Origin of the sequence: Pseudomonas sp. NFIX10 (genome assembly GCF_900111955.1) — a bacterium.
GTDB lineage: Bacteria > Pseudomonadota > Gammaproteobacteria > Pseudomonadales > Pseudomonadaceae > Aquipseudomonas > Aquipseudomonas fluorescens_AA.
Genome location: NZ_FOKH01000012.1, coordinates 94745 through 117415, shown reverse-complemented (window position 1 = coordinate 117415; position 22671 = coordinate 94745). Strand labels below are relative to the sequence as shown.

Below are 22671 nucleotides of genomic sequence, written 5' to 3'. Positions count from 1 at the left end.
GCTTGCTCGCGATGACGGTGCTTAAGCCAATTTTTATGTGGCTGACTCACCGCTATCGCGAGCGAGCTCGCTCCCACAGGGTCAGTGCTGTTCTTAAATCGATTTTTGTCGGTGTTTTAAGCTGTTTTTTGATGGAGTTCAGTTTTTGTGGCTTTATTAGTCGATATTTATCGTTTATAAAGTTGCCACTGCCCATCGCCCAGGAGATGACCCATGACAACGTTGCACAGCACTCCGCGCGCGGATGGTTTCCACATGCCTGCCGAATGGGCGACCCAGACCCAGGTCTGGATGATCTGGCCCGAGCGTCCGGACAACTGGCGCCTGGGCGGCAAGCCCGCGCAGGCCGCCCACGCGACGGTCGCCAAGGCCATCGCCCGTTTTGAACCGGTGACTGTGGCGGTGTCCGCGGCCCAGTACGAAAATGCCCGGGCGCGCCTCGACGTGCCGAATATCCGCCTGGTGGAAATGTCCAGCGACGATGCCTGGGTCCGCGATACCGGCCCTACGTTCGTGATCAATGACAGTGGGGAAGTGCGTGGCGTCGATTGGGATTTCAACGCCTGGGGCGGTTTTGACGGTGGCCTGTATGCGCCCTGGAACCGTGATGCGCAAGTGGCCGGCAAGATTCTCGAGATCGAACGCAGCCCGCGTTATCGCACCGAAGGTTTTGTGCTCGAGGGCGGGTCGATCCATGTGGATGGCGAAGGCACCCTGATCACCACCGAGGAGTGCCTGCTCAACCGCAATCGCAACCCGCACATGAGTCGTGAGCAGATCGAGGCGGTGCTCAGCGCTCAATTGGCGGTGGACAAGATCATCTGGCTGCCGGACGGTCTGTTCAATGACGAAACCGACGGTCATGTGGATAACTTCTGCTGCTACGTGCGTCCGGGGGAAGTCCTGCTTGCCTGGACCGACGATCCGCAAAATCCGAACTACACGCGCTGCCAAGCGGCGATGGATGTGCTGCAAAACAGCACTGACGCCAGGGGGCGCCCGTTCACAGTGCACAAAATGCCGATTCCGGGGCCGATGTATGCCACCGAAGAGGAATGCGCGGGCGTGGATGCGGTGGAAGGTTCCCAGGAGCGCAACCCAACCGTGCGACTGGCCGGTTCCTATGTGAACTTCCTGATCGTCAACGGCGGCATCATCGCGCCCAGCTTTGACGACCCGCTGGATGCACCGGCCAGGGACATCCTGCAGAGACTGTTCCCGCAGCACGAAGTGGTCATGGTGCCCGGGCGCGAACTGTTACTGGGTGGCGGGAATATTCATTGCCTTACCCAACAGCAACCCGCGCCGTACGTAAAATGAGTGACGATGTAACAGCCCGTCGATAGCGCCCGCGCCGGCCCTGGGTCGGCAATTTTGGATCCATCCCGGCAAGCCCGCGGCCCGATGGGGGTCGCGGGTTTTTTTGTATCTGTTCATGGGGGAGCGTGGATACATTGGCATAGCTCTTGTATCGGATCAGCGGCAGTTCCGGGAATGGAACTGAGTTGTTTTGTCATAAACCTTGGATAAATTAGCCGCTCATCAACCAGGAGAGGGCGCTGGAATGAATATGACAAGCGAGCGCACATGCCATCCCTTGGCCGTTAATGGTGAGTCGCTTCAAGCCTTGGCGCAGTGGTTGAAGTCCAACGGAACGCGTCAGATCAGAGAACCTGATCCGCGCCGGATGATCGTTGAGCGTTACCCCGCTGGCCTGTTCAGCGAGGCTGAGTTGGAAGCGTTGTGGGATGTGATGCAAGGATAGGATTCGACGGATTGATAAAAAGCGCTGGCCGGGATGGCAGCGCTTTTTTGTGTCCGCTGGTTTTCGAATTCACACAAAAATCCCTGTGGGAGCGAGCTCGCTCGCGATAACGGTGGATCAATACACGGCTGTTGACTGACACACTGCCATCGTGAGCAAGCTCGCTCCTACAGGGGTGTTCCTGGGCAAGTCCGTGGCCTTCGCTCAATGGCTCAAGCAAACCCTGCCGGAGCAGGCCTGCGCGCCCTCGGCGACTCGCGGTTTGGACGACTGTTCGTTTTGATCGAATCTTAGATGTTTTTCGCCTAATTACAGACGATTCACGAAATTGACACACTGTTGAGGGCGCGACTAGGATTCGCCCTACGCCTGTGGCTGACAGCCATGACTCTTAAATAATAAAAAGGCCCGACACGCTCGCTCGTGGGCGGGCCTTTTCATTATTTTCAGGAGCAAGAGTCCGAAAAAGAGCGCAGAAAGCGCCATTTCGGCTGCTCGCCGCGGTGCGTATCAACCCGTACAAGGAAAATAATCATGTTGAACAAGCGCATTAGTTTGATCGCACTGGGGATCTTGAGCACGACACACGCCATGGCCAACGACCAGGCGGAGTCAAAGGGGTTCGTTGAAGACAGCAGCTTGAAAGTGCTGTTGCGCAACGCTTATATCAACCGCGACTACAAAGACGGCAACGAGGACAAGGCCGAATGGGGGCAGGCGGCCATCGGTACGTTCTCGTCCGGTTTCACCCAAGGCACGGTGGGCGTGGGTGTAGATGCCTTCGGCCTGTATGCGTTGCGTCTGGACGGTGGCAAAGGTCGTAGCGGTGCGCAAGGCATCGATTTCTTCAAGCAAGGTGACAGCGGCAACGCAGCCGATGACTTGTCCAAGTTCGGTGCCGCGGTCAAGTTCCGTGTTTCCAATACCGTACTGGCCTACGGTGACCAGATGCCGGCCCTGCCGGTGCTGAGCTATGACAACTCGCGCCTGCTGCCGGAAAGCTACACCGGCACGCTGATCACCTCCAAGGAGATCAAGGGCCTGGAACTGAATGCCGGCCGTTTCACCGCCGAATCGCGCAAGAGCGCCGAAGGCCGTGACAGCGGTGGCCTGAAGTCGATCAACGTATTGGGCGGCAGCTACCAGTTCACCGAGCAGTTCAAGGCTTCGCTCTACGCCTCGGATGTCGAGGACGTATTGAAGAAGCAATACGTGAACGCCAACTACGTGTTCCCGCTGGCCAAGGATCAGTCCCTGACCCTGGACTTCAACGGTTATCGCACCAAGCTGGACAACAGCTACGTTCGCGAAAACAACGTTACCGGCGACGACAACAAGATCTGGAGCCTGGCCGCCACCTTCGCCACCGGCCCGCACAGCTTCACGCTCGCTCACCAGCGCAGCACCGGCGACAGCAACCTGGGTTACGCCTACGGCGGCTATCAGCGCGGGCAGAATCGCGTGGGTGACGGCGGCAACACGATCTACCTGGCCAACTCCTACTGGTCCGACTTCAACGCCGAGGATGAGCGCAGCTGGCAGTTGGGCTACGGCCTGGACTTCACCCCCTTCGGTGTTCCGGGCCTGACCTACAACGTCGCTTATGTGCGTGGCGATAACATCACCACGTCCACCAGCGAAGGCGGTACCGAGCGCGAGATCTTCAACCAGTTCAAGTACGTGGTCCAGGGCGGCCCGGCCAAGGACTTGAGCGTCAGGTTGCGCAGCTCCGTGTTGCGGGTGTCACAGAAGTCCAGCGAATACAACGTCAGCGGCAATGAGCTGCGGGTGTTCGTGGATTACCCGATCAGCGTCTTCTGATGCCTGAACGGGCTACGAGCCTATAAAACAGTGGCGAGGGAGCACGCTCCCTCGCCACGACTGATTCATACCTGCCTGAAGTGAATAGCGTTGCGACGCCAAACTCGGGTTCTTTTGGCTGTTAGCGCAAGAAAAGCCACTGAAACAGCCTGTTTTCCCGAGAAAAAGTCGTACTCATGCAACGTTGCCCTCCGTTTCAAGCGTCGCTTGAAATGCCTCAAATACTTTCTCATGGACGTAAATCCTGCACCTACTAGATTAGGCCGCTCAATGCAGTGGAGACCTATGAAAAATGATCGTTCTGAACAGGGAAGTGGGCGAAGCGCTGAGACGTGACAAATACGTCAACGTTCGCGGTGGGGACTTCAACCTCTACGGTCATTTCGGCGACTTTGTCCGGCTGACCAAAAGCTGGGAAAACATGGAGCCCGACAGTTACTACGGCCAGGCCGAGTCAGGCATGCGTTTTCGCCGCTACAGCGATTTCGAATACAACCCCACGACCCGAGAGCTCAAGCAGCTCGAACACCGGGCCTACGTTCAGTCCAAGGCCAACAACAGCTATGTCGGCGGGCTGGAGCGTCACTTCCAGGACTTCTCCAACGAAGTGATCAATTCGCCGGTGATGCGCAGCCTGATCGACACGGACTTCGAGGTGTACAAGAACGTCCTGCCCCAGGACTTGCACGATCAAATCTGGCAATGCCAGATCCATCAGATCCGCATCGAGATCAAGCCGGGCAAACAACTGGAAATCACCCCCGAAGGGATCCACTGCGACGGCTATCCGTTCAGCGGCGTGCACTTCTGGGGGCGCCAGAATGTGGCGGGTGCGGAGAGCCGTTTGTACAGCGCCCAGGAAGAGCAGCTGGCGGCGACGACTTACGAGGACATTCTCGACACCACGTTCTTCCTGGACCGCGACATGCGCCACTACGTGACCCCGGCGCGCAACACCCATAAGCATGACATGGCCTACCGGCAGATCCTGGCCATTTCCTTCTCGCGGCCCGGGACCGCTTTCGACATTGTTCGCTGAACGGCTCGAACCCATGGACGACCCGACGCAGCAAGTCCTATTGCGCCGGGCCATGGTCCGGGACGCCGAGCGACTGGAGCGGTTCTTTCGCGGTTTCGACGAAGTGTCGTTCTGCGAATGGCAGGATGCCCGCTTCCTGCGCGGTGTGTTGTTGCAGGACACCACCACCGCGTACCTGGCCATCGATGCGAGCGGTGACGTGGTGGGCGCGGTGATCGGCGGCATGCTCGGTACCCGTGGCACGATCAATCACTTGGCGGTCAGCCCGCAGCATCGCACCAAAGGCCTGGGCCAGCGCCTGGTCGAGGCCGCCTCGGCTGACATGAAGCGGGTGGGCGTGCTGCGCATGTTCCTTTTCGTCGACGATGCTAATCTGGCCGGCAAGCGTTTCTGGGCCGCCCAGGGGTTCTGTGAGCCCCGGGGTGAAATCACCTTTGAGAGGGATTTATGAACAAGACTTCCAGCCAGCCGCTGGCGGTCGAACCACAAGCCTCGCGTACCTTTGCTGAAGCCAGTCCGGTGGTAGCGGGTTATTTCACGGTTTCGTTTGTGTTCGGTCTGATGGCGGTCAACGCCGGGCTGCCCCTGTGGTTGCCGGTGGCGATGTGCCTGTTCGTCTACGCGGGGGCTTCGCAATTCGCGGCGCTGGCATTGATTTCCAGCGGTGCGTCACTGACCACCATCGTGCTCACCACGTTCCTGATCAATGCCCGGCACATGCTGATGTCGGTCTACATGGCCAAGGCCCTGCGTGCGCTGGGCCTCAGTCGTTTCGAACGCTGGTGCTACGCGGCAGGGTTGACGGACGAGTCATTCGCTTTCCACAGCGTCAAGCTCGGCAGCGGGGCGCCGGTGAGCGTGCGCTACCTGGTCGGTTTCAACCTGTTCTGCCATACGTCCTGGGTGCTCGGTGGCTTGCTGGGCGCGGTGTGTGCGCAATACGCGGCGCACCTCATCAAATACCAGCTCGACTATGCGCTGACCGCGATGATGCTCTATGTATTGGTTTCGTTGTGCGACACCCGCAACAAACTGATCGCGGCCCTGGCGGCCGTCGTCTGCATGGGCGGGCTGAGCCTGCTGGGCAGCTCGCCGTTCAATGTCTTCATCGCCACGTTCTTTGGCTGCGGGGTGGGCGTATGCCTGACCAAACGTTCCTGATCCTGGTCGTGGTCCTGATGATGGCCGTGACCTTTCTGCCACGTGCCCTGCCGTTGCAGGTCAATACCGAACACTGGCCACCCTTCGTCGCCCGTGCCCTGGAATACCTGCCAGTGGCGATCGTCGCTGCCATCAGCCTGACCCCGCTCTTGATCAAGGACCAGCAGATACAACTCGACCGCCCTGAGTTTTATGCCGCGATTCCGACGCTGTTATGTGCGTATTTCAGTCGCAACCTGTTTCTCAGTGTGGCGCTGGGCACGGCGGCGTATATCGCGCTCGGTTCGTTCCTGTAGCGTCAGGTCCACCACATCGTGCAGCGCCTGGCCAGGCAACTCTGGATTGTTCACCGCCAGGCGGACCTCGAGGAAATCCTCGAAGTCCGGGAAAATCGCCAGGCCGTTGCGCAGCGCCGCCTCCCGGGACACCAGCCCCAGGCCGTCGAGCTGCGTGATCAACGACAATGTCAGCGTCTCACTGCAGGAATACACCATGCGCTGGCTCGACCCGTATTCACCCAGGCCAGCGTCGAGAAAACGCAGGAAACTGTGGGAATACGGACATTCTTCTGCCGGACGCACCTGAAACTTGTCACCGAGCAGGCCCAGGGAGTCGTCTTCGTCGCCACAATGGGCACCGACCACCTGCACCTGCACATCCGGCATAGCGATGCTGGTAAAACCGCCCGGTTGCTGCCCGATCAGGATCGCCAGGTCAAAATCTTCGTTCCTGAGCTTGCTCAGGTTCTCCATCGACTCGGCGTAGCTGAATTCCAATTGATACTGGGGGAACACGGCGATCAATCGATCGATCATCCGCCGGTTGAACTCCGCCGGCAGGGTGGTATTGAGCGCCACTCTGAGCGTGCGCTGTCGCGGTGTCTTGAGTGCCGCGACTTTTTCCTCCAATTGCCGGGTGGCAATCAGCACCTGATCCATGAAGGGGGTCAGTTCCGAGCCCTGGCTCGTCAACGTCAGGCCCTTGTTCGAGCGCCGGAACAACCGGAAACCGAACTGCTCCTCGACTTTGTTCAACTGCGCCGCCAACGCCTGCACTGTGAGGCACGAATGCTCGGCCGCTGCCGACAACGAGCCGGTCTGCACGATACGCATGAGGTTGCGTAGGGTTCTGCTATCCATGAGGTAATGCCCTCTGCTTAAGTGGGCTCGCTATTGTTGTGCACCTGGGCCGGCCAAGTGACCCTGCCGGCTATCATCATGCACCTTGTCACGCTTGTCGCGATTTTGTGCCGAAAAGCGCCGGGAGGCGATGGTTGGAGCTTATGCGGGATTTGGGGATTTTGCCCAGCAAGACCCGTTGGCGGGAAGTTAATTACGTTTGGCGACCTGGGAAGCCATGCCGAATTGTTCAAATAGCGTATCGATGGAGTCCATTTGCGAATAAAAACTTAAAAATAATCCATATGTGTACTATCCTCTCAGCACCAACCCGCTAAAAAGGAGCCCAAACCCATGGCGACTTCCTCCATCACCCTCAACGCGCAGCAGCAATTGGATTCCCCGGATGCGGGGCGAGTCGCGTTGAAGTTTTTCTTCAACCTCATGGCGCTCTGGGGCTGCAGCGTCGAGCAGCAGCGCACCTTGTTGGGCAAGGTGGGCAACACGACCTTCTACAAGTACAAACAGTTGCCGGAGAACGTGAGGCTGCCTCGCGATACGCTGGAGCGCATTTCCTACCTCATGGGTATCCACAAGGCGCTGAGCATCATCTTCAGCAATAACCGGGACCGTGCCTATCAGTGGGTCAGCAGCCCGAATACCGCGGCACCGTTCAACGGCCAGTCGGCGCTGTCCTACATGTTGACCGGGCGGGTGGTGGACATCGCCGATGTGCGGCGATACCTGGACGGAGTGCGCGGTTAATGATGCCACCCCTGGCGGACCCGCAATGGAAACGGGCCTATCGGATCGTCAACAGCAGCTTCCCACCGATTTCGCTGTTCGAAGACGTACTCGACCCTGAAGACCTGCCCACGGCCTACGCCCTGGAAGCGCTGACCAACGATCGGCTGATGGAACAGGCCGGCGTGCTGTCCCGGGTCCGCCCCGAGGACCGCGTTTCCGGGCCCGGCTCCTCGCCGGTGATGGCGGCGTTTACCCACATCGGCAAAAGCAGCCGCTTCAGCGACGGCACCTTCGGTGTCTACTACGCCGCCAGCAGCCAGGAAGCCGCCATCGCCGAGACCTGTTACCACCAGGCGCGATTCCTCGGGGCGACCAACGAGCCAGACCTGGAGTTGACCATGCGCACCTACGTCAACAAGGTCGTCAAACCCCTGCACGACATTCGCCACGACTACCCCCACCTCCACAACCCGGACCCTACGGCCTACGGCCCATCCCAGGTGTTCGCCCGGCAATTGCGTGAAACCTTGTCCTGGGGGCTGCTGTACAACAGCGTCCGCCTGCCCGGCCACGAATGCGTGGCCGCGTTTCGCCCGCCGGCGGTTTCGATTCCGGTGCAAGGCAAGCATATTCGCTACGTCTGGAGTGCCCAGAAGCGGGAGATTTCGTTTGTGTTCGAGGTGAGTCAGGTGTGAGTTGCCATTGACCCGGCTGTGACAAGGGGCTGCAACAGCCCCCTGGCCGGGTCGGATCAAATCTTGAACCGCTGCACCGACGACTGCATCGATCCCGCCGCATCATTCAACTGATCGGCGGTGTGTTGCAGATTGTGGATGGAAAGCGTGTTTTCTCGCGATTGGGCAGCAATCGACTCCACCCGCTGAGCCATCTCATCACTGGCCTTCGACTGTTCGGCAATGGTCTGGGAAATTTCCTCCACCACTTCGGCCGCATGCCGGGCGCCAGTGAGGATTTCGCTGATGGACACCCCGGCCTGCTGGGCCAGGTTGACGCCTTCGTCCACGCGGCTGACACACGCCTGCATGTTCGCCACCGCGTCCCGTGCGCTGGACTGGATGCGCTCGATCATCGCGGTGATTTCCTGGGTGGACTGGGTGGTGCGCGCCGCCAGGTTGCGCACTTCGTCGGCCACCACCGCAAAACCGCGGCCCGCCTCGCCGGCGCGGGCGGCTTCGATGGCGGCATTGAGGGCCAGCAGGTTGGTTTGCTCGGCGATGCTCTTGATCACTTGGATAATGGAATGAATGTCCTCGGACGAGGCGTCCAGCGCGGTGATCTTGCTGGAGGACTGGTTGACCACCTCGGCGATCCGGTTCATGCCTTCCACCACCCCGAGAATCACCTGGCCGCCGCTGCTCGCCAATTGTTCGGACTGCGCCGAAATCGTCCGGGCGCTGTCGGCGTGCTGATGGATCTGGCTGATGTTCGCCATCATCTGTTCCATGCTGGCCGCCATGCTGGTCGCGCTCTGGGCCTGCTGGTCGGCGCTGGACACAATCTGCCGCGCCGTATCGCCCAGGTTCCGGGACGTGCCATGCAACTCGTCGCTCTGGCCGCGGATCGTGGCGATCATTTGCCGCAGATTGGTCTGCATCTGCTCGATCACGCCTTGTAGCTGGCCCAGCTCATCTTTGCTTTGGGCCCCCATCGACCGCTGCAGATCCCCTTGGGAAATCGCCTGGGTATTGAGGATGATCTTGTTCAGCGGCGTAAGCACCGCCTTGAGCAGGCTCCACGACAACAGCGCCAACGCCACGCAGGTGGCCAGCAACGTCCCGACCAGCCAACCCTGCGAGCTTTGAATGCTGCCGTCCTGGAGTTCGCGGGACGTCTGCGCCTGGTTTTCGATCAGCTCACTCACTGCCTCGTTGCGCTCCTCCAACGCCGAAAACGCCCCGTCGAACTCCGCCCGTAGCGCGCGACCGTCCTGAGCCCCGCTCAGCGCCTTGCCAATCACTTGCTTGGCTTTATCGATATAGGTTTCGACCTGTGGCTTGAGCTCGCCAATCGACTTGGCAATATCCTGCGGCAACTTCGCCTCGGCATTTTCGGCGATGACCTTGCGCATCCGCTGCGTATGTTCGTCGAATGACTCCAGTACCTCCTTCGCCCCCTGGGCATCCCCCGGCGTTACCAGCAGGGCGGCTAGCACATCGGCACGAATGGCGTCGTGCATCATGTCCGCCTCCATGTGCTTGCGCATGGCGGAAATACTGGTCTCGTTCTGCACCAGGGCCTCGGTCATGGAGTGATAACCCCACAGCCCAATACCGCCGAGCAGCAACGCAAAGGAAAGACTGACCAACCCCGAGCCTATGACCTTGGTGCGGATCTTCATCGCTTACTGCTCCTGGAGCGGGAGAATTCTGGAAAAGTGTAGTCGAGCGCGAACGGAGCCTTGCGGTATTCCATGCGCTTATATGAGGTATCGGCGGGGGATTTGATTAGATGAATATGTCGCAAACTGTTTGCGACAGGGGCAGGGTGGAGGGAAAACAGCTCTTTCAGAAATCCTACCAACTTATTGCCGTCAATAATTGTGTTCTGTCCCCAAACCCGTGGCGAGGGAGCTTGCTCCCGCTGGGCTGAAGCAGCCCCCCAATCGAAACGGCCTAACCTATTTCTGCAGATACGGCGCCATCAAGTCGGCAAACCATTCGATAAACGCACTGAGGCGCCGAGAGCGTTGGCGACGATCCGGATACAGCACAGACACGGTCATTGGCGGCGGCCTGTAAGCGGCCAGCACTTCCACCAGCTCGCCGCTATCCAGTAAATGCTGCACATCGAACAACGGTACCTGAATCAAACCGAGCCCTGTGCAGCACGCGGCGATATAGCTTTCAGCATTATTGACCACCAGGCGACTGGGCAGCGGCAACGACTGCAGGGCGCCGTCGAGACAATATTCCCACTGAGCCTCCTGCACGCCCGACCCTGACACATAGCCGACGCATACGTGTCGCACCTGCAATTCGGCAGGCTCGGTGGGAACGCCAAACTCGGCCAGGTAGGCGGGGCTGGCACAGTTGATCAGCAACACCTGCCCCAACGGTTTCACTACTAGGCTGCTGCTCTGCGGCGTGCCAAAACGAATCACACAATCGACGCCCTCCTGCACCAGGTCTATCGCCCGGTCGGTGGAACCCAGGCCCAGTTGCAGGCGCGGATAACGCTGGAGAAATTCGGGCAGAGCGGGAATGAGTAGGCGCCGGGCGATACGGCTGGGCACATCGACTTCCAGGCGCCCCATCACCTGCTCTTGATGGGTGTGAAACATTTGGTCGATCTCATCGATTTCGACCATCACCTGGCGCGCGCGCTTCAGTAACTGGCTGCCGTCGGTGGTCAACGACACCTTGCGCGTGGTGCGGTGCAACAAACGTGTTCCGGCATTGGCTTCCAATTGTTGAATGGCCGCCGATACCGTGGCGCGCGGCAGTTTCAGCAGGCGTGCGGCCTGGATGAAACTCCCGAGCTCAGCCACCTGAACGAAAACGCGGTACTGCTCGATGCGGTCCATGGACTATCAGTTCCCGATGACGGCGTTAGCCTGTTTCGCTCGAAGCCGGCGCACCACCCGCCATTCCACGAAACTGACGATCAACAACACCACGGTGGTCAACGTGCCCACCATCAGTAAGTCGGTCAAAAACGCAATCGGCGCCAGCGCCAGCAATAGCACGATGCCGGCCAGGTGCGATTTGGCGACCACCTGATACACCTCGCGTTTGTACAACAGGCTGGCGAATAGAAAGATCATGGGCCCCAGCAGTAGGGTCACGACGTAGGTCGTGTTCATGTGCTTGTCGGGGTGGGCCATGACCAGATCATTGCCGACGGCTGTGGCAATGATGCCGGCCACCAGCACCGCATGAATGTAATGAAAGTTAGCGCCGGTGCGCCCAGGGTCCTTGGAGTGGGTAACGCAATGAGTGGCGTCTTTGCTCGCGGTGCCGAAGTACAACCACCACATCGCCAGGGTGCCCAGTAAGGTCACCCATAACCCCGCCAACACGGGAATCTCCCAGTGCTCGGTTTCGGCGAGCACCGCGCCGCTGGCCAGTAGCGTTTCGCCCAGGGCGACGATCACAAACAGCTGGCAACGCTCGGCCAGATGCGCACCCTCGATGGTCCAGTCAATGGTGCTCGACCGTCCCAGCCCTGGTAGCGCAAAACCGAACATGGGCGATACGTACTCACACAGTACCGCGATTAGCCATAGGCCGATACGCCACGGCCCCTCCATAAACGCGCCTACCAACCAGAACGTCGCGGCAATCACTACCCAGCCGAGCATGCGCTTGAAGTTCGGTGCCAGCGCGTGTTCAGCAGGCAAATGCAGCACGATAAAGACGGTACGGCCTACCTGAATCGCCATATAGGCCAGCGCAAACACCAAGCCTCGCTCGCCAAAGGCTTCAGGAATGCTCGCCGCCATCAGCAAGGCAGGAAACATCAGGGCGAAGATCAGGCCGCGTATCCTCGGCGTTTCCGGGTTAAACCAGTTGGTGACCCAGCAGGTGTATTGCCAGCCAAGCCATACCGCGAACCACAGGATAAGGTTCTCCATCACGCCGACCAAGGTCAGGTGATGGAGCAGGCCGTGGCTGAGTTGGGTCACGGCGAAAACATAGACGAGGTCGAACAACAACTCCTCGAACGTCACCCGTGCGTGGTGACCATCACGGTGGCGAAGTAACGGGTGAGGTGCAGGCTGATTGGCACTCATAACAACCCCATGGCCTGGTTTGTCGGGAAAAGTGTCAACGCGACATTGCGGGGTTGCAATCGTTTTTTCGTCCGTTACTTGGTGGTGTAACCGCCGTTGATCAAAATCGTTTGTCCCGTCACCCACCAGCCATCACTCACCAAGTTGCGAATAAACGGCACCACATCCTCGATATCAGTCAGGCCCGTGCGCGAGAACGGCGAAAGCGCCGCGGCGGTCTTATGATAGTTCACCGCATCCTGACCTTCGGCCGGATAGAAAAACGGTGTATCCATCGGGCCAGGGCCTACGGCCGTCACTGAAATACCACGGGCGCCGAGTTCCTTCGCCGCCGCCCGGGTGAACTGCTCCACCGGTGCTTTGCTACCAGCATACGCCGCGTAGAACGGCGTGAACGCGCCGAGCAGCGAGGTAACGATGGTGCAGATCTTTCCGTTGTCGTTGAGGTGCTTGCCGGCTTCCTTGAGGAAGAAAAACGCGGTTTTGGAGTTAACCGCCATCATCTCGTCGTATTCAGCTTCGGTGATCTCGGCCATAGGCTTTTTCAACACCTTGCCCACAGTGTTGATAGCAATATCCGGACGCCCGACTGCGGCCACGGCATCGCTGAACAGCTTTTCTACGGCACCGGCGGTGGTCAAATCTGCCTGCAACGCCACAGCGTTGGTACCCAGCGCCTCGAGAGCCGCCACGGTAGCGTTGGCATCGCCCAGGCTGGAGGCGCTGTTGTAATGCACCACCACAGCCTTGGCACCGTGTTGGGCGAGATCGCGGGCGAGCAAACCTCCGAGATTTTTCACTCCGCCGGCGATCAGTACGACCTTGCCGTTGATTGAATGTTTGGACATGACAACGCTCCTTGGGCTGGGAAAGGCAGGACCCAGTCTAGAGGTGCCGCGGGCAAAGATAAGCACACGGAAGCTGGATGCACTGTTCAGCATTTTCAGCCAATCAGCATGAAGTTGAAGCACGGTTGGCCTTCAAGATCGATGGGGACAGAGCACGGTTTTTGGCTAGAGTGATCGAACAGGAAACTAACCGCAGTCTGTTTCTAACTTCCTTACGCTAGACACCATTGCTGCTGACGTTTCCAATCATTTGGAAATCCCATGAGCCTCAAATAATCCAGTTCCTGCCGATCCATGATTTCGGCCAGGCGAAACTTCCAGTAACTGTCTGGGCTGATCAAGTCGGTTAGGTAGGCCAGCATCGTCAATACGACGTATAGCCGCTGTTTGGGCTGAGGTCGGTCGGCGGGAGCCGTTGGGATGGCCCATTCTTTAGGTAAGGATGGTCGAATCGAGAGCTCTCGGTTCCATAGCCGTGAGTGGTGAGCACAGCAGTTACGAATGAAGGTCAACGTGTGTAGCCAAGAAGCTAATACTTCGAATGGCAGGCTGAACCTGGTGGCGATAGCTTTCTTGTCGGCGCTTGTGCCTATGGCATTGAAGAGGGTAGATACCATTGCTGATAGTCGCTCGTATGGCGACTTCGACACGTTCGATAGCATCCATGATGATGCGCCGCAACGAACCATCGAAGCGGTAGATGTCGACGATTGCCTTCAGTGTGCTGCCGGGCTTGAAAGTATGTTCAGGGTCTGGCTCCTGAAAGGGGCGCATGTAGGGACTCAGGCGAAACAGCGTGACCACTTCGAGAAAACGCATGGCCCGATCATCGTTGGTGATGTGCAAGCCTCGTTGTTTTAGCAGTTCCAATTGCTGTTCTACGCTGAGGGCCGGTTTGTCGAAGGGCCTCATGTAGTTTTCTCCAGGCAAAAAAAAACCGCACGATTTGAGCTTGCTGACTGGGTCAACCTAGGCTTGGCGGGTGTGTTGGGGTGCATTATAGGTAGGTGTAAGAGACCGTCAACGTTGCACTGACGTGGAATTGTAACGAGTAGACGCGCGAGCAAAGCTTGGTCTGTGGGTGCTGATAAGGCGGTGCTGGTCTTTATCCAGCTTCTAGGAGGTTTAGACCTTCCAGAAACAACAAAGCCCTCGCATTTCTGCGAGGGCTTTGTTTTGTATGGTGCCGGCACCAGGAGTCGAACCCGGGACCTACTGATTACAAGTCAGTTGCTCTACCAACTGAGCTATACCGGCGTGTGGGCGACGATTATAGCGATTGGGTGCGTTCTGTAAACCCCTGAATTCTGACTATTTTTGCGCAGGTCCGGCTTAGGCGCGGTGCAGCAGGTTGCGCAGTTTGTTCAGGGCTCGCCAGGTGCGGCTGTTTTGGATGGCGTGGAGTTGGGCTTCGGCCTGTTCGGCGCGTTGCAGGGCGGCGCTGAGTTGTTGATCGGTTTCGTCGATGGGGTGGCTGAATTTGTGGCCTTTGCAGAGTTGGAAGCCGTCGAGGTTGCACGGTGGGATGTCGAAGGCGGGCTTGAGGGCCAGGTGTTCTTCGGCGAGGTAGTAGGTGTTGATGCCGTCGAACAGGATGGACTGGTAGCCGGCGTCGATGACCAGGTGCTCCCAGGTCTGGTCGCGGGCCCACGGGGTTTCGATGAGGATGATCCAGGGGCGCCAGCGGCTGAAGTCCATGCCGCGCAGCACGGTTTCTTCGTGGCCTTCGACGTCGATTTTCAGGAAGTGGATGGGGCGGTCCTGGGCGTATTGCTCGCAAATGGAGGCCAGGGTGCGGGACTGGACGGTCTGGTTGCGCACGTCCATGCCGGCGTCGCGATGCTGTTGGGCGACGCTGGCTTCCACCGTGGACAGGCCCGTGTCGGCGATGGTGTAGAAGGTCAGGCTTTCGGCGTTTTCACCGGCCACGCATTGCAGGTTGGTGTCGTGGGGGCGTTGTTGACAGAGGGCGTCGTAGTAGGCCGGCACCGGTTCGATGTTGATGCCACGCCAGCCGCGGTCGTAAAACGCTCGGGTGACCGAGTCATCTGTCGGATGGTTGGCGCCGACGTCGAGGTAAAAGCCGTTTTCCACCGATTGAAGGGCGCGCCACAGGCGTATGTCTTCGAAGTTTTGTGCGTAGGAAATGAACGTCACGGCCAGTCCTTGAGTGTGTCGGCATTGTGTCAATCACGATACGTGGGGCTGTTGTATAGCACGGGCGCGGCGGGCGCAATTGTGGGCGCGGGGCGGTACTGAATTCGGCGGTTATGTCGTTTTGCTTGGACGCTTATGCACAACGGGCGCGATGAGGCGCAAGGCATCTTGCAATTTTGTGACCGCTTTCGCGTTTCGTCGCAAATGCCTGTTTTCATGGTTTTTTATCCATATGAACAAAAAATGACCAATGCTGATTGGGTCAGGAAATCACGGATTTCTTGGATTCGGGTTTATTTCATCAACAGAGTTATCCACAGGCTGTTCCGCCTCAGTGATGCTCTGCCAGCAACAGCAGGTTGCGCGGCGTCAGTGGAGTTTCGCAGAAGGTGCCGAGGCGAACGTCGTAGCCTTTTTGTGTGAGGAAAAGCGCCCGGTCCAGCACCAGCCAAAGCTCCAGCGGTCGTCGGAAAAGACCTCGCAGCAACTCCAGGTTGCGCACCTCGGCCAGGCGCTGATGGCCCGCTGCCTCCAGGGCGACCCAATCAGGCGTGCCGACTGTGGATAAGTCTTTCAGGGCTGCCAAATCGGTGCAGTACTGGGCGAAGGATTTTTCCAGCCATGCGCTGGGGAGTGACGGCGTGGGCAAGTACTCGTTGCACCCTCTGAGTTGCCGTTGCAGCAAGTCGAAGCCCAGACGCCAGGCCATGGAGTGGTCCCGCTGCCTTCTGACGCGCGCGCCAGCGGTGACGGTTTCGGTCAGCGGCAGGCTGAGATCGTCGAGCGACAGCTGTAGGGCGGAGCTCTTGGCGGCGTCGGACAGCGCTTGATAGCGCTCGGTGTTGATGCGGTTGTAACAGCACGGTGCGATAGCCAGTTGTGCACAGCCAACGGCGCTGGCCAGCTGCATCAAGCGCACATGCAGGTCGCCACAGGCGTGCAGGGCTACGGGAGTGTGTTCGGGGTGGAGCATCTGGGCGGTGTCCGCCGCTAGCACGTCTTGTTGCAGGTGCGTGGCGGCCAGGTGATGGCGCTGACTCAGTTGTTGGCCGCTGGCCACCAGTGCGGGGTCGTATTCCAGGCAAGTCAGTTGTTGTTGGTCGTGCAACAGGCGTCGACCGAGGTGACCTTTGCCGGCGCACCAATCCAGCCAGTGGGTCGGCTGGCTGGTGAAGTGCAGGCGGCTGGCGAAGGCTTCGATCTGCCGCCATTTGCGCCCGGGTACGTCGACGTTCAGGCGATGGCTTGGCGCTTCGAGTGTGCTGGCAGGCAATTCTGCGACAGCGCTCAATGTACGAGAGATAGCGGCCAATTCCGGGAACGGCGCGGGCGGGTCTTCCATCAACCACGGCTGATGATGATCATTTTCCGCCGCTTCCAGCGAACGCTGGCGTAGCCATCGGGCCAGTTCCGGGTGGGACGTTTCCCAAGGCAGTTGCAGGTGGGTGAACGGACGTGGTTTCCATAGCGCCTGGTGCGTGATGAGAAAAGCGTCCAGCGCCGTGAAGCGGGCGAGCAATGCCTCGCCCGTCAGCACGCCGCTGTCAGCGCCCTTGGCAGGCATCGACGCGCAACCAGCGCTCCAGCTGCTTGAAGCCTTGCACCAACAGGAAGGACATCAGCAGGTAGAACATGCCAGCCGCGAAGAAGATCTCCACTGGCAGGTAGGTCCGGGCAATGATGGTGCGGGCCATGCCGGTGAGTTCCAGCAGGGTCACGGTGCTCGCCAGGGCGCTGGCCTTGAGCATCAGGATCACTTCGTTGCTGTAGGCCGGCAAGCCGATGCGCGCCGCGCGGGGCAGCATGATGTAGAACAATGCCTTGGGCCGCGACATGCCCAGGGCCCGTGCGGCTTCGACCTCGCCCTTCGGGATGGCCTGGATCGCGCCGCGCAGGATTTCGGCGATGTAGGCGGCGGTGTGCAGGGTCATGGTGACCGTGGCGCACCAGAACGGGTCCCGCAGGTACGGCCACAGCGCGCTGCTGCGCACGGCCTCGAACTGCGCCAGGCCGTAGTAGACCAAAAACAGCTGGACCAACAGCGGCGTGCCACGGAAAAAGAAGATGTAGGCGTAGGGCAATGCCCGCACCTGCCACAGGCGCGAAGAGCGGGCGATGCCCAGCGGAATCGCCAGCAGCAGCCCGGCGATCACGGCGATGGCCACCAGCTCCAGGGTCAGTGTCGCGCCCTGGGCCAGCTTCGGCAGCCACTTGATGATGACGTCCCAGTTCATTGGGTGCTCCTGGCAAATCCACGGGCGGCGCGTCGTTCCAGCAGGTGCATGCCGATCATGGCGAGCACCGTCAGCCCCAGGTACATGAACGCTGCGACCATATAGAAGGTGAACGGTTGCTTGGACACGGTCACGCCAATCTGTGCGTGGCGCATGATTTCTTCAAGGCCGATCACCGAGACCAGCGCGGTGTCCTTCATCAGGATCATGAACAGGTTGCCCAGGCCCGGCAGGGCGATGCGCCACATCTGCGGCATGATCAGTCGGGTGAAGATCCGCCACTTCGACAGGCCCAGGGCGACGCCGGCCTCACGGTGGCCCTTGGGAATCGCCAGGATCGCGCCGCGAAACACTTCCGTGGCGTAGGCGCCAAAGCACAGGCCCAGGGCAATGACACCGGCGGCGAAGGCGTTGAGGGCAAGGTCAGGCATGCCCAGGTACTCGCCCAGCGCACGCATCAGGTTGACGGTACCGAAGTAGATCAACAGCACCCAGAGCAATTCCGGAATGCCACGAACCAGTGTCGAGTAAGTGCCGCCAAGCCATTGCAATGGCTTGTACGGCGAGGTCTTGGCCAAGGCGCCGAGCAGGCCGAGCACCAGCCCCAGGCAGAGGGCCGAGAGTGCCAGTTTGACGGTCATCAGTGCGCCAGCGGCGAGCGCCGGGCCGAATCCGTAGAGATCGATCATCATGGGTGTGTGTTCATATCGCGGCAGGCTTTGCTAAGGGCCGGCGCTGCAGTGCAACAGCGTCGGCCAGGCACGTCAGCATCAATAGATGCTGAACGGGAAGTACTTGTCGTTGATCTTTTTATAGGTACCGTCGGCAACGATTTCTTTCAGCGCGGTGTTTAGCTTTTCGCGCAGCGGATCACCCTTGCGTACCGCGATACCGATCTTGTCACTTTCCACCAGAGGCTCGCCCTTGAATTCGTAAGCACGGCCGGCCTCGGTTTTCAGCCAGTCATAGTTGACGTATTTGTCCGCCAGGATCGCATCGACGCGGCCAGAGGTCAGGTCCAGATAAGCGTTTTCCTGCGTGTCGTAGAGCTTGGTGGTGATGTCGCTACCTAGTTCGTCTTCCAGCCAGGTGCCGGCCAGGGTCGCCCGTTGTGCGCCGATGACCTTGCCTTTGAGCGAGTCCTTATCGGTCTTGAACTCGGCGCTTTTAGGCGCGATGAACTGCAGTTTGTTGGAGTAGTACGGGTCGGTGAAATCCACCGCCTGCTTGCGTTCCTCGGTGATCGACAGCGAGGAAATCAGGAAGTCGAATTTCTTGGCGTTCAGGGCCGGGATGATGCCGTCCCAATCGGAGGTGACGACTTCGCACTCGACTTTCATCTTGGCGCACAGGGCGTCGCCGATGTCTTTATCGAACCCCACGACCTGGCCGCTGGCGTCCTTGTTGTTGAACGGCGGATAGGCCGCTTCGATGCCCATCTTCAGTTTATCGGCCGCCATGGTGTTGGCCGAGAACACCAGGCTGACGGCTGCTGCCAGGAGGAATTTCTTGTAGGTCTGCATCTGTACTGCTCCGTTAGCGGTTGCTGGACATGAATTGTTTGCAGCGCGCCGAAAGCGGGTTTTCGAAGACCTGCTGTGGCGATCCTTGCTCCTCGACCAGGCCTTGATGAAGGAACACGACTTCGCTGGAAACCTGACGGGCGAAGCCCATTTCATGGGTGACCAGCAGCATGGTGCGTCCTTCTTCGGCCAGGGCGCGGATCACACTAAGTACTTCCTGGACCATTTCCGGGTCAAGAGCGGAGGTGGGTTCGTCGAACAGAATCACCTTGGGCTGCATTGCCAGGGTGCGGGCGATGGCGGCGCGTTGCTGCTGGCCGCCCGACAGTTCGGCCGGGTAGGCGTGGCGCTTGTCGGCGATGCCGACCTTGGCCAGCAGCGCTTCGGCCACTTCGACGGCTTCGGCCTTGCTTTGGCCGAGCACCCGGCGCGGGGCTTCGATGATGTTATCGAGCACGCTCATGTGCGGCCAAAGGTTGAAGTTCTGAAACACAAAACCGATCTCGCTGCGCAGGCGGTTGATCTGTTTGCCGTCGGCGGCCACCAGTTCACCGTTTTTCGCGGCCTTGAGCTTGAGCTCTTCGCCGGCCACCAGGATCTGGCCCTGGTTGGGATTTTCCAGCAGGTTGATGCAGCGCAGGAACGTGGACTTGCCGGACCCGGAGGATCCGAGGATCGAGATCACATCGCCGTCGCGGGCGGTCAGCGAGACGCCTTTGAGCACCTCCAGCTGTCCGTAGCGTTTGTGCAGGTTGCGGATTTCAAGCGCGGGCGTGGCCTGGGCCATGTGCGGTCCTCATGGTGTGTGCTCCCTTGCTGTTGGCTGCCTTCCTTGGCGAGGCGGCCAAGCTAGCATGCGTCCGAATGACAGCCAACAGCGCTTTGGCTGGTAAACCGGGGATGTGTGACAGGTTGTCGCATCGGCACAGCAGTCTGTCGCGCCATCAACAACCGAACGGCCGTTTGAACCCTGTTTACCGGTGAAAAGCCCGGGGAGTCGCGTGAAAAAAGGCGCGATGGTGCCAGCTTTGGGCGGGGGTTGGAAGGGTTAACCGGATGAGCGTTGCCGCGATCAAAAGTCTGTTGGATTACTCGGGAGCATCCTCGAGATCCCACAGTATTTTGAGAACCTCTTTGAAGCTGGCTCGTGCAATTTCGAAATCCGCCTGTACTTCAGGGCTGTGAAGCCAACGCTCCGCTGCTTCTTGATCGATATCGTCAGCCCACCTTCTATAAGCAATCAGGGTATTTTCGACCAGATTTTGGGCTGCCGTGGCTTCGTTTTCGGCATTTTCACGATTCAGAAGCTCGGGCTGTTCATTCGTCATCACAAGGATTAATCCGAGCATCCTGACCATCATATCAATACGTCCCGACTCTTCTTCGGCGTCTTGCATCTCATAGAATAGCGACAAGAAGTCTCTTGGGCGCTCTGCGAATTCGTCCTGCAGGGCATCCAGGGAGTACGGATCTTCGTACTCGGGAAGATCAAACGCGACGGCAGCAGGCTTTGTACGACTGGCGCGTAGTTGCTTGGCTTTCGTTTTTGCACGCTTGGCGCGTTTTTGTTGCTTGTTCGCGGAGGCCATGGGTGTGGGTCCGTCATTTTGTTGAAAAAATAGTCGTGAAATCTGTGGGAGCGAGCTTGCTCGCGATGGCGGTAGAGAAGCCTACAAAGATGAGGGGGGATGGCCTCATCGCGCGCTACTTCCACAGGAGCCTCGATGGAGCGGTTTTTTAACTTCAAGCCCCGAAGTTATAACCCTGGCGTCGTCGCTGTGGTCCAGTCCTCGATGCGCAGGCCCGGGACTCTTTCAAATTCCCTTCGATTGTTGGTCACTACGATCAGCCCGCGAGAACGGGCATGGCCTGCGATCATTTGGTCGTAAGGACCGATCGGCTTGCCAATTTTTGCCAACTCGGCTCGGATCATTCCGGTATGCGCTGCGCCTTCATAATCAAAAGGTAAAACTTCAAGCCGGGCACAGAACCCTTCTATGACCGCAAGATTCTTCTCAGGGGCAGAGGATTTTTCCGCGCCATCAATAAGCTCCATCAGCGTCACGGCGCTAATAGAAAGCTGGCCGTGATGAAGGTTGAAAGCTTCTCTGACTGTCTGCGGTTTGTTCTTGATAGTAAATATACAAATGTTGGTATCTAGCATGAACTTGATCATTAGAAGGGCTCGCGCTCCTGATCGGCAGGCTGTTCACGCTCAGCCATAAAATCTGCTGTTACGGAGTCTCCATCGAACCAGCTATCCCACGCTTCGCCGGCTGGTGTGATGATGCGTGCTCTTCCTATGGCAATCACGTCTACACGCTTTACATCGTTTGGCATCGCAACTGCTTTGGGTAGCCGGACGGCCTGGCTGCGATTGCTCATGAAAAGGGTGGTTTGTTCCATGCGCAGTTCCCTCTAGGAAATTCAAACTGAAGCATAGAATCATGCAGGGATATGTCAATGGGATATACGGTGCTGCGATGAATGGTTTCCGATGCCATTCATCGCTAATAGATCTAAACCTTGCCGCGTAATCAAAATCAAAAGAGAACTCATGAGCTGTTTCCAGTACTTGGAGTCCTCGCCATGAAGCATAACCATTACTTTCTGCTGCCCTTCCTTCTGTTCAGCGCGCTGTTGTTCCCGATCATGCTCAACGCCACGAACCTGGCCCCGGTAGACAGTGCCGGCGTGCAGGTCCAGCCACAGCAACAGAACGACATCGCTTATCTGTCCGGCGGTATCGGCGAGGACGAAGCCCGGGCCATCGGGCAGGCCCATGGCTATAACCTGCACATGACCTTCGCGATAGGTCCGGAAAACAAATACGTCCCGGATGTGGACGTCACCGTGCAGAACGCATCGGGACAAACATTGCTGACGCTCAGCGATGTGGGGCCGCTGGTTTATGTGCAACTGCCGCCGGGCAAGTACAACGTGGTGGCGACGCGCAACGGGGAGGCGCGACGCGACACTGCTGAGGTAGGCAGCGGGGCCGCGCGCAACCTGGTGTTCCATTGGAACAGTGACGAATAGCGACCCGCTTATTCGCTGGCGGGTGCTTCCATCGACTGGCGATAGCGGTCCAGCGCTTCGCTGAAGTCCTTGATGAACTCCGGAGTACTGAGCCAGCGCTGCGCCGTCTCGCGGTCCATGTCATCGACCCACATCCGGTAGTCCACCAGCATGTCGGCGGCCAGGTTGGTCGCCGCCATGCTTTCGTTTTCAGCATTTTTCAAGTCGAGCAGGCCTGGGCGTTCGATGATCATCTCGCTCAGGGACGTAAGCAGCGTATCGAGCATTTCACTGCGGCTGACGGCCTCGGCTTCGCGCAGCTTGGCGAACAGTTCCAGCACGTAGACCGGTGGCTGGGCGGTGGCGTGGGCCGGATCGCCATACATCGGGATCGATTTGCGCCCGCTCATGCGGATTTGCTTGGCTTTGTCTTTGGCGCGCTTGGCGCGTTTTTGCTGTTTGTTCAGTGAGGCCATTGGGCTTCGGT

At 58.9% G+C, this 22671-nt stretch carries 28 protein-coding genes and 1 tRNA gene; 11 read left to right on the top strand and 18 right to left on the bottom strand.

Annotated elements, in window-relative coordinates:
• The first annotated feature begins 213 nt into the window (after positions 1 to 213).
• The 8 genes from aguA (at position 214) to BM321_RS13610 (ending at position 6082) form a co-directional block, all read left to right on the top strand.
• Positions 214 to 1320 (top strand): agmatine deiminase, encoded by a 1107-nt coding sequence (gene aguA / locus BM321_RS13640; RefSeq protein ID WP_092442843.1) that lies wholly within the window; start codon positions 214 to 216, stop codon positions 1318 to 1320.
• Positions 1321 to 1564: 244 nt separating this feature from the next.
• On the top strand, positions 1565 to 1765 hold the full coding sequence (locus BM321_RS13635; protein WP_057449186.1) for a hypothetical protein: 201 nt from the start codon (positions 1565 to 1567) through the stop codon (positions 1763 to 1765).
• A 151-nt stretch (positions 1766 to 1916) separates the two neighbouring features.
• Positions 1917 to 2048 (top strand): hypothetical protein, encoded by a 132-nt coding sequence (locus BM321_RS30895; protein ID WP_256573432.1) that lies wholly within the window; start codon positions 1917 to 1919, stop codon positions 2046 to 2048.
• A 251-nt stretch (positions 2049 to 2299) separates the two neighbouring features.
• The gene (locus tag BM321_RS13630; RefSeq protein WP_092442842.1) at positions 2300 to 3586 is read left to right on the top strand and encodes an OprD family porin; all 1287 of its coding nucleotides are present in this window, start codon (positions 2300 to 2302) and stop codon (positions 3584 to 3586) included.
• A gap of 292 nt (positions 3587 to 3878) precedes the next feature.
• Positions 3879 to 4625 (top strand): 2OG-Fe dioxygenase family protein, encoded by a 747-nt coding sequence (locus BM321_RS13625; protein ID WP_092330112.1) that lies wholly within the window; start codon positions 3879 to 3881, stop codon positions 4623 to 4625.
• Positions 4626 to 4638: 13 nt separating this feature from the next.
• A complete protein-coding gene (locus BM321_RS13620; protein WP_175534928.1) occupies positions 4639 to 5076 on the top strand; it encodes a GNAT family N-acetyltransferase in 438 nt (145 codons plus the stop codon).
• A complete protein-coding gene (locus BM321_RS13615) occupies positions 5073 to 5786 on the top strand; it encodes an AzlC family ABC transporter permease (RefSeq protein WP_092442841.1) in 714 nt (237 codons plus the stop codon). Before BM321_RS13620 ends, BM321_RS13615 begins: the two co-directional genes overlap by 4 nt.
• Positions 5765 to 6082: an AzlD domain-containing protein gene (locus tag BM321_RS13610; RefSeq protein WP_072409143.1), complete on the top strand. Its 318-nt coding sequence runs from the start codon at positions 5765 to 5767 to the stop codon at positions 6080 to 6082. The genes BM321_RS13615 and BM321_RS13610 overlap by 22 nt, the downstream gene beginning before the upstream one ends.
• Here BM321_RS13610 and BM321_RS13605 read toward each other — a convergent pair.
• Complete coding sequence (locus tag BM321_RS13605; protein ID WP_092442840.1) at positions 5999 to 6925, bottom strand: LysR family transcriptional regulator; 927 nt, start codon at positions 6923 to 6925, stop codon at positions 5999 to 6001. The genes BM321_RS13610 and BM321_RS13605 overlap by 84 nt on opposite strands.
• A gap of 333 nt (positions 6926 to 7258) precedes the next feature.
• Between BM321_RS13605 and BM321_RS13600 the strand changes: the two genes are divergently transcribed.
• Positions 7259 to 7669 (top strand): MbcA/ParS/Xre antitoxin family protein, encoded by a 411-nt coding sequence (locus BM321_RS13600; RefSeq protein ID WP_072409138.1) that lies wholly within the window; start codon positions 7259 to 7261, stop codon positions 7667 to 7669.
• Positions 7669 to 8346 (top strand): RES family NAD+ phosphorylase, encoded by a 678-nt coding sequence (locus BM321_RS13595; protein WP_092330132.1) that lies wholly within the window; start codon positions 7669 to 7671, stop codon positions 8344 to 8346. Before BM321_RS13600 ends, BM321_RS13595 begins: the two co-directional genes overlap by 1 nt.
• Positions 8347 to 8402: 56 nt before the next feature.
• On the opposite strand, the gene BM321_RS13590 is transcribed toward BM321_RS13595, so the two are convergent.
• The 16 genes from BM321_RS13590 to vapB form a co-directional block, all read right to left on the bottom strand.
• Positions 8403 to 10010: a methyl-accepting chemotaxis protein gene (locus BM321_RS13590; RefSeq protein WP_092442839.1), complete on the bottom strand. Its 1608-nt coding sequence runs from the start codon at positions 10008 to 10010 to the stop codon at positions 8403 to 8405.
• 279 nt (positions 10011 to 10289) lie between these two features.
• Entirely contained in the window at positions 10290 to 11195 is a 906-nt protein-coding gene (locus BM321_RS13585) for a LysR family transcriptional regulator (RefSeq protein WP_092442838.1), read from the bottom strand.
• A 6-nt stretch (positions 11196 to 11201) separates the two neighbouring features.
• Positions 11202 to 12404: a low temperature requirement protein A gene (locus tag BM321_RS13580; RefSeq protein ID WP_092442837.1), complete on the bottom strand. Its 1203-nt coding sequence runs from the start codon at positions 12402 to 12404 to the stop codon at positions 11202 to 11204.
• Positions 12405 to 12478: 74 nt separating this feature from the next.
• A complete protein-coding gene (locus BM321_RS13575) occupies positions 12479 to 13252 on the bottom strand; it encodes an SDR family oxidoreductase (RefSeq protein ID WP_092334259.1) in 774 nt (257 codons plus the stop codon).
• A 212-nt stretch (positions 13253 to 13464) separates the two neighbouring features.
• Positions 13465 to 13818 (bottom strand): Abi family protein, encoded by a 354-nt coding sequence (locus BM321_RS30890; protein WP_256573433.1) that lies wholly within the window; start codon positions 13816 to 13818, stop codon positions 13465 to 13467.
• On the bottom strand, positions 13748 to 14164 hold the full coding sequence (locus BM321_RS30885; protein WP_256573431.1) for an Abi family protein: 417 nt from the start codon (positions 14162 to 14164) through the stop codon (positions 13748 to 13750). Before BM321_RS30885 ends, BM321_RS30890 begins: the two co-directional genes overlap by 71 nt.
• A 269-nt stretch (positions 14165 to 14433) precedes the next feature.
• Positions 14434 to 14509 (bottom strand) — tRNA-Thr (locus tag BM321_RS13565).
• A 75-nt stretch (positions 14510 to 14584) separates the two neighbouring features.
• The gene (locus tag BM321_RS13560; protein WP_092442836.1) at positions 14585 to 15409 is read right to left on the bottom strand and encodes an FkbM family methyltransferase; all 825 of its coding nucleotides are present in this window, start codon (positions 15407 to 15409) and stop codon (positions 14585 to 14587) included.
• A gap of 331 nt (positions 15410 to 15740) precedes the next feature.
• Entirely contained in the window at positions 15741 to 16973 is a 1233-nt protein-coding gene (locus BM321_RS13555) for a methyltransferase (protein WP_092442835.1), read from the bottom strand.
• Positions 16954 to 17643 carry an ABC transporter permease gene (locus BM321_RS13550; RefSeq protein ID WP_092333570.1) on the bottom strand — a complete coding sequence of 230 codons (690 nt, stop codon included), beginning with the start codon at positions 17641 to 17643 and terminating at the stop codon, positions 16954 to 16956. Before BM321_RS13550 ends, BM321_RS13555 begins: the two co-directional genes overlap by 20 nt.
• Positions 17640 to 18335 carry an ABC transporter permease gene (locus BM321_RS13545; RefSeq protein ID WP_092442834.1) on the bottom strand — a complete coding sequence of 232 codons (696 nt, stop codon included), beginning with the start codon at positions 18333 to 18335 and terminating at the stop codon, positions 17640 to 17642. Before BM321_RS13545 ends, BM321_RS13550 begins: the two co-directional genes overlap by 4 nt.
• A gap of 78 nt (positions 18336 to 18413) precedes the next feature.
• Positions 18414 to 19166, bottom strand: a complete 753-nt coding sequence (locus BM321_RS13540) for an ABC transporter substrate-binding protein (protein ID WP_092442833.1) — start codon at positions 19164 to 19166, stop codon at positions 18414 to 18416.
• A gap of 13 nt (positions 19167 to 19179) precedes the next feature.
• Positions 19180 to 19953, bottom strand: coding sequence for an ABC transporter ATP-binding protein (locus BM321_RS13535; RefSeq protein WP_014336086.1), 774 nt, complete (start codon positions 19951 to 19953; stop codon positions 19180 to 19182).
• A gap of 301 nt (positions 19954 to 20254) precedes the next feature.
• A complete protein-coding gene (locus BM321_RS13530; protein WP_092442832.1) occupies positions 20255 to 20755 on the bottom strand; it encodes a hypothetical protein in 501 nt (166 codons plus the stop codon).
• 167 nt (positions 20756 to 20922) lie between these two features.
• Positions 20923 to 21342 carry a type II toxin-antitoxin system tRNA(fMet)-specific endonuclease VapC gene (gene vapC, locus BM321_RS13525; protein ID WP_092333576.1) on the bottom strand — a complete coding sequence of 140 codons (420 nt, stop codon included), beginning with the start codon at positions 21340 to 21342 and terminating at the stop codon, positions 20923 to 20925.
• Entirely contained in the window at positions 21342 to 21572 is a 231-nt protein-coding gene (gene vapB / locus BM321_RS13520) for a type II toxin-antitoxin system VapB family antitoxin (RefSeq protein WP_092333578.1), read from the bottom strand. Before vapB ends, vapC begins: the two co-directional genes overlap by 1 nt.
• A 183-nt stretch (positions 21573 to 21755) precedes the next feature.
• On the opposite strand from vapB, the gene BM321_RS13515 reads away from it, so the two are divergent.
• Positions 21756 to 22205 (top strand): hypothetical protein, encoded by a 450-nt coding sequence (locus BM321_RS13515; protein WP_092442831.1) that lies wholly within the window; start codon positions 21756 to 21758, stop codon positions 22203 to 22205.
• Positions 22206 to 22213: 8 nt separating this feature from the next.
• Here BM321_RS13515 and BM321_RS13510 read toward each other — a convergent pair whose 3' ends face one another.
• Positions 22214 to 22660 (bottom strand): hypothetical protein, encoded by a 447-nt coding sequence (locus BM321_RS13510; protein ID WP_092333582.1) that lies wholly within the window; start codon positions 22658 to 22660, stop codon positions 22214 to 22216.
• Between the last annotated feature and the right edge of the window lie 11 nt (positions 22661 to 22671).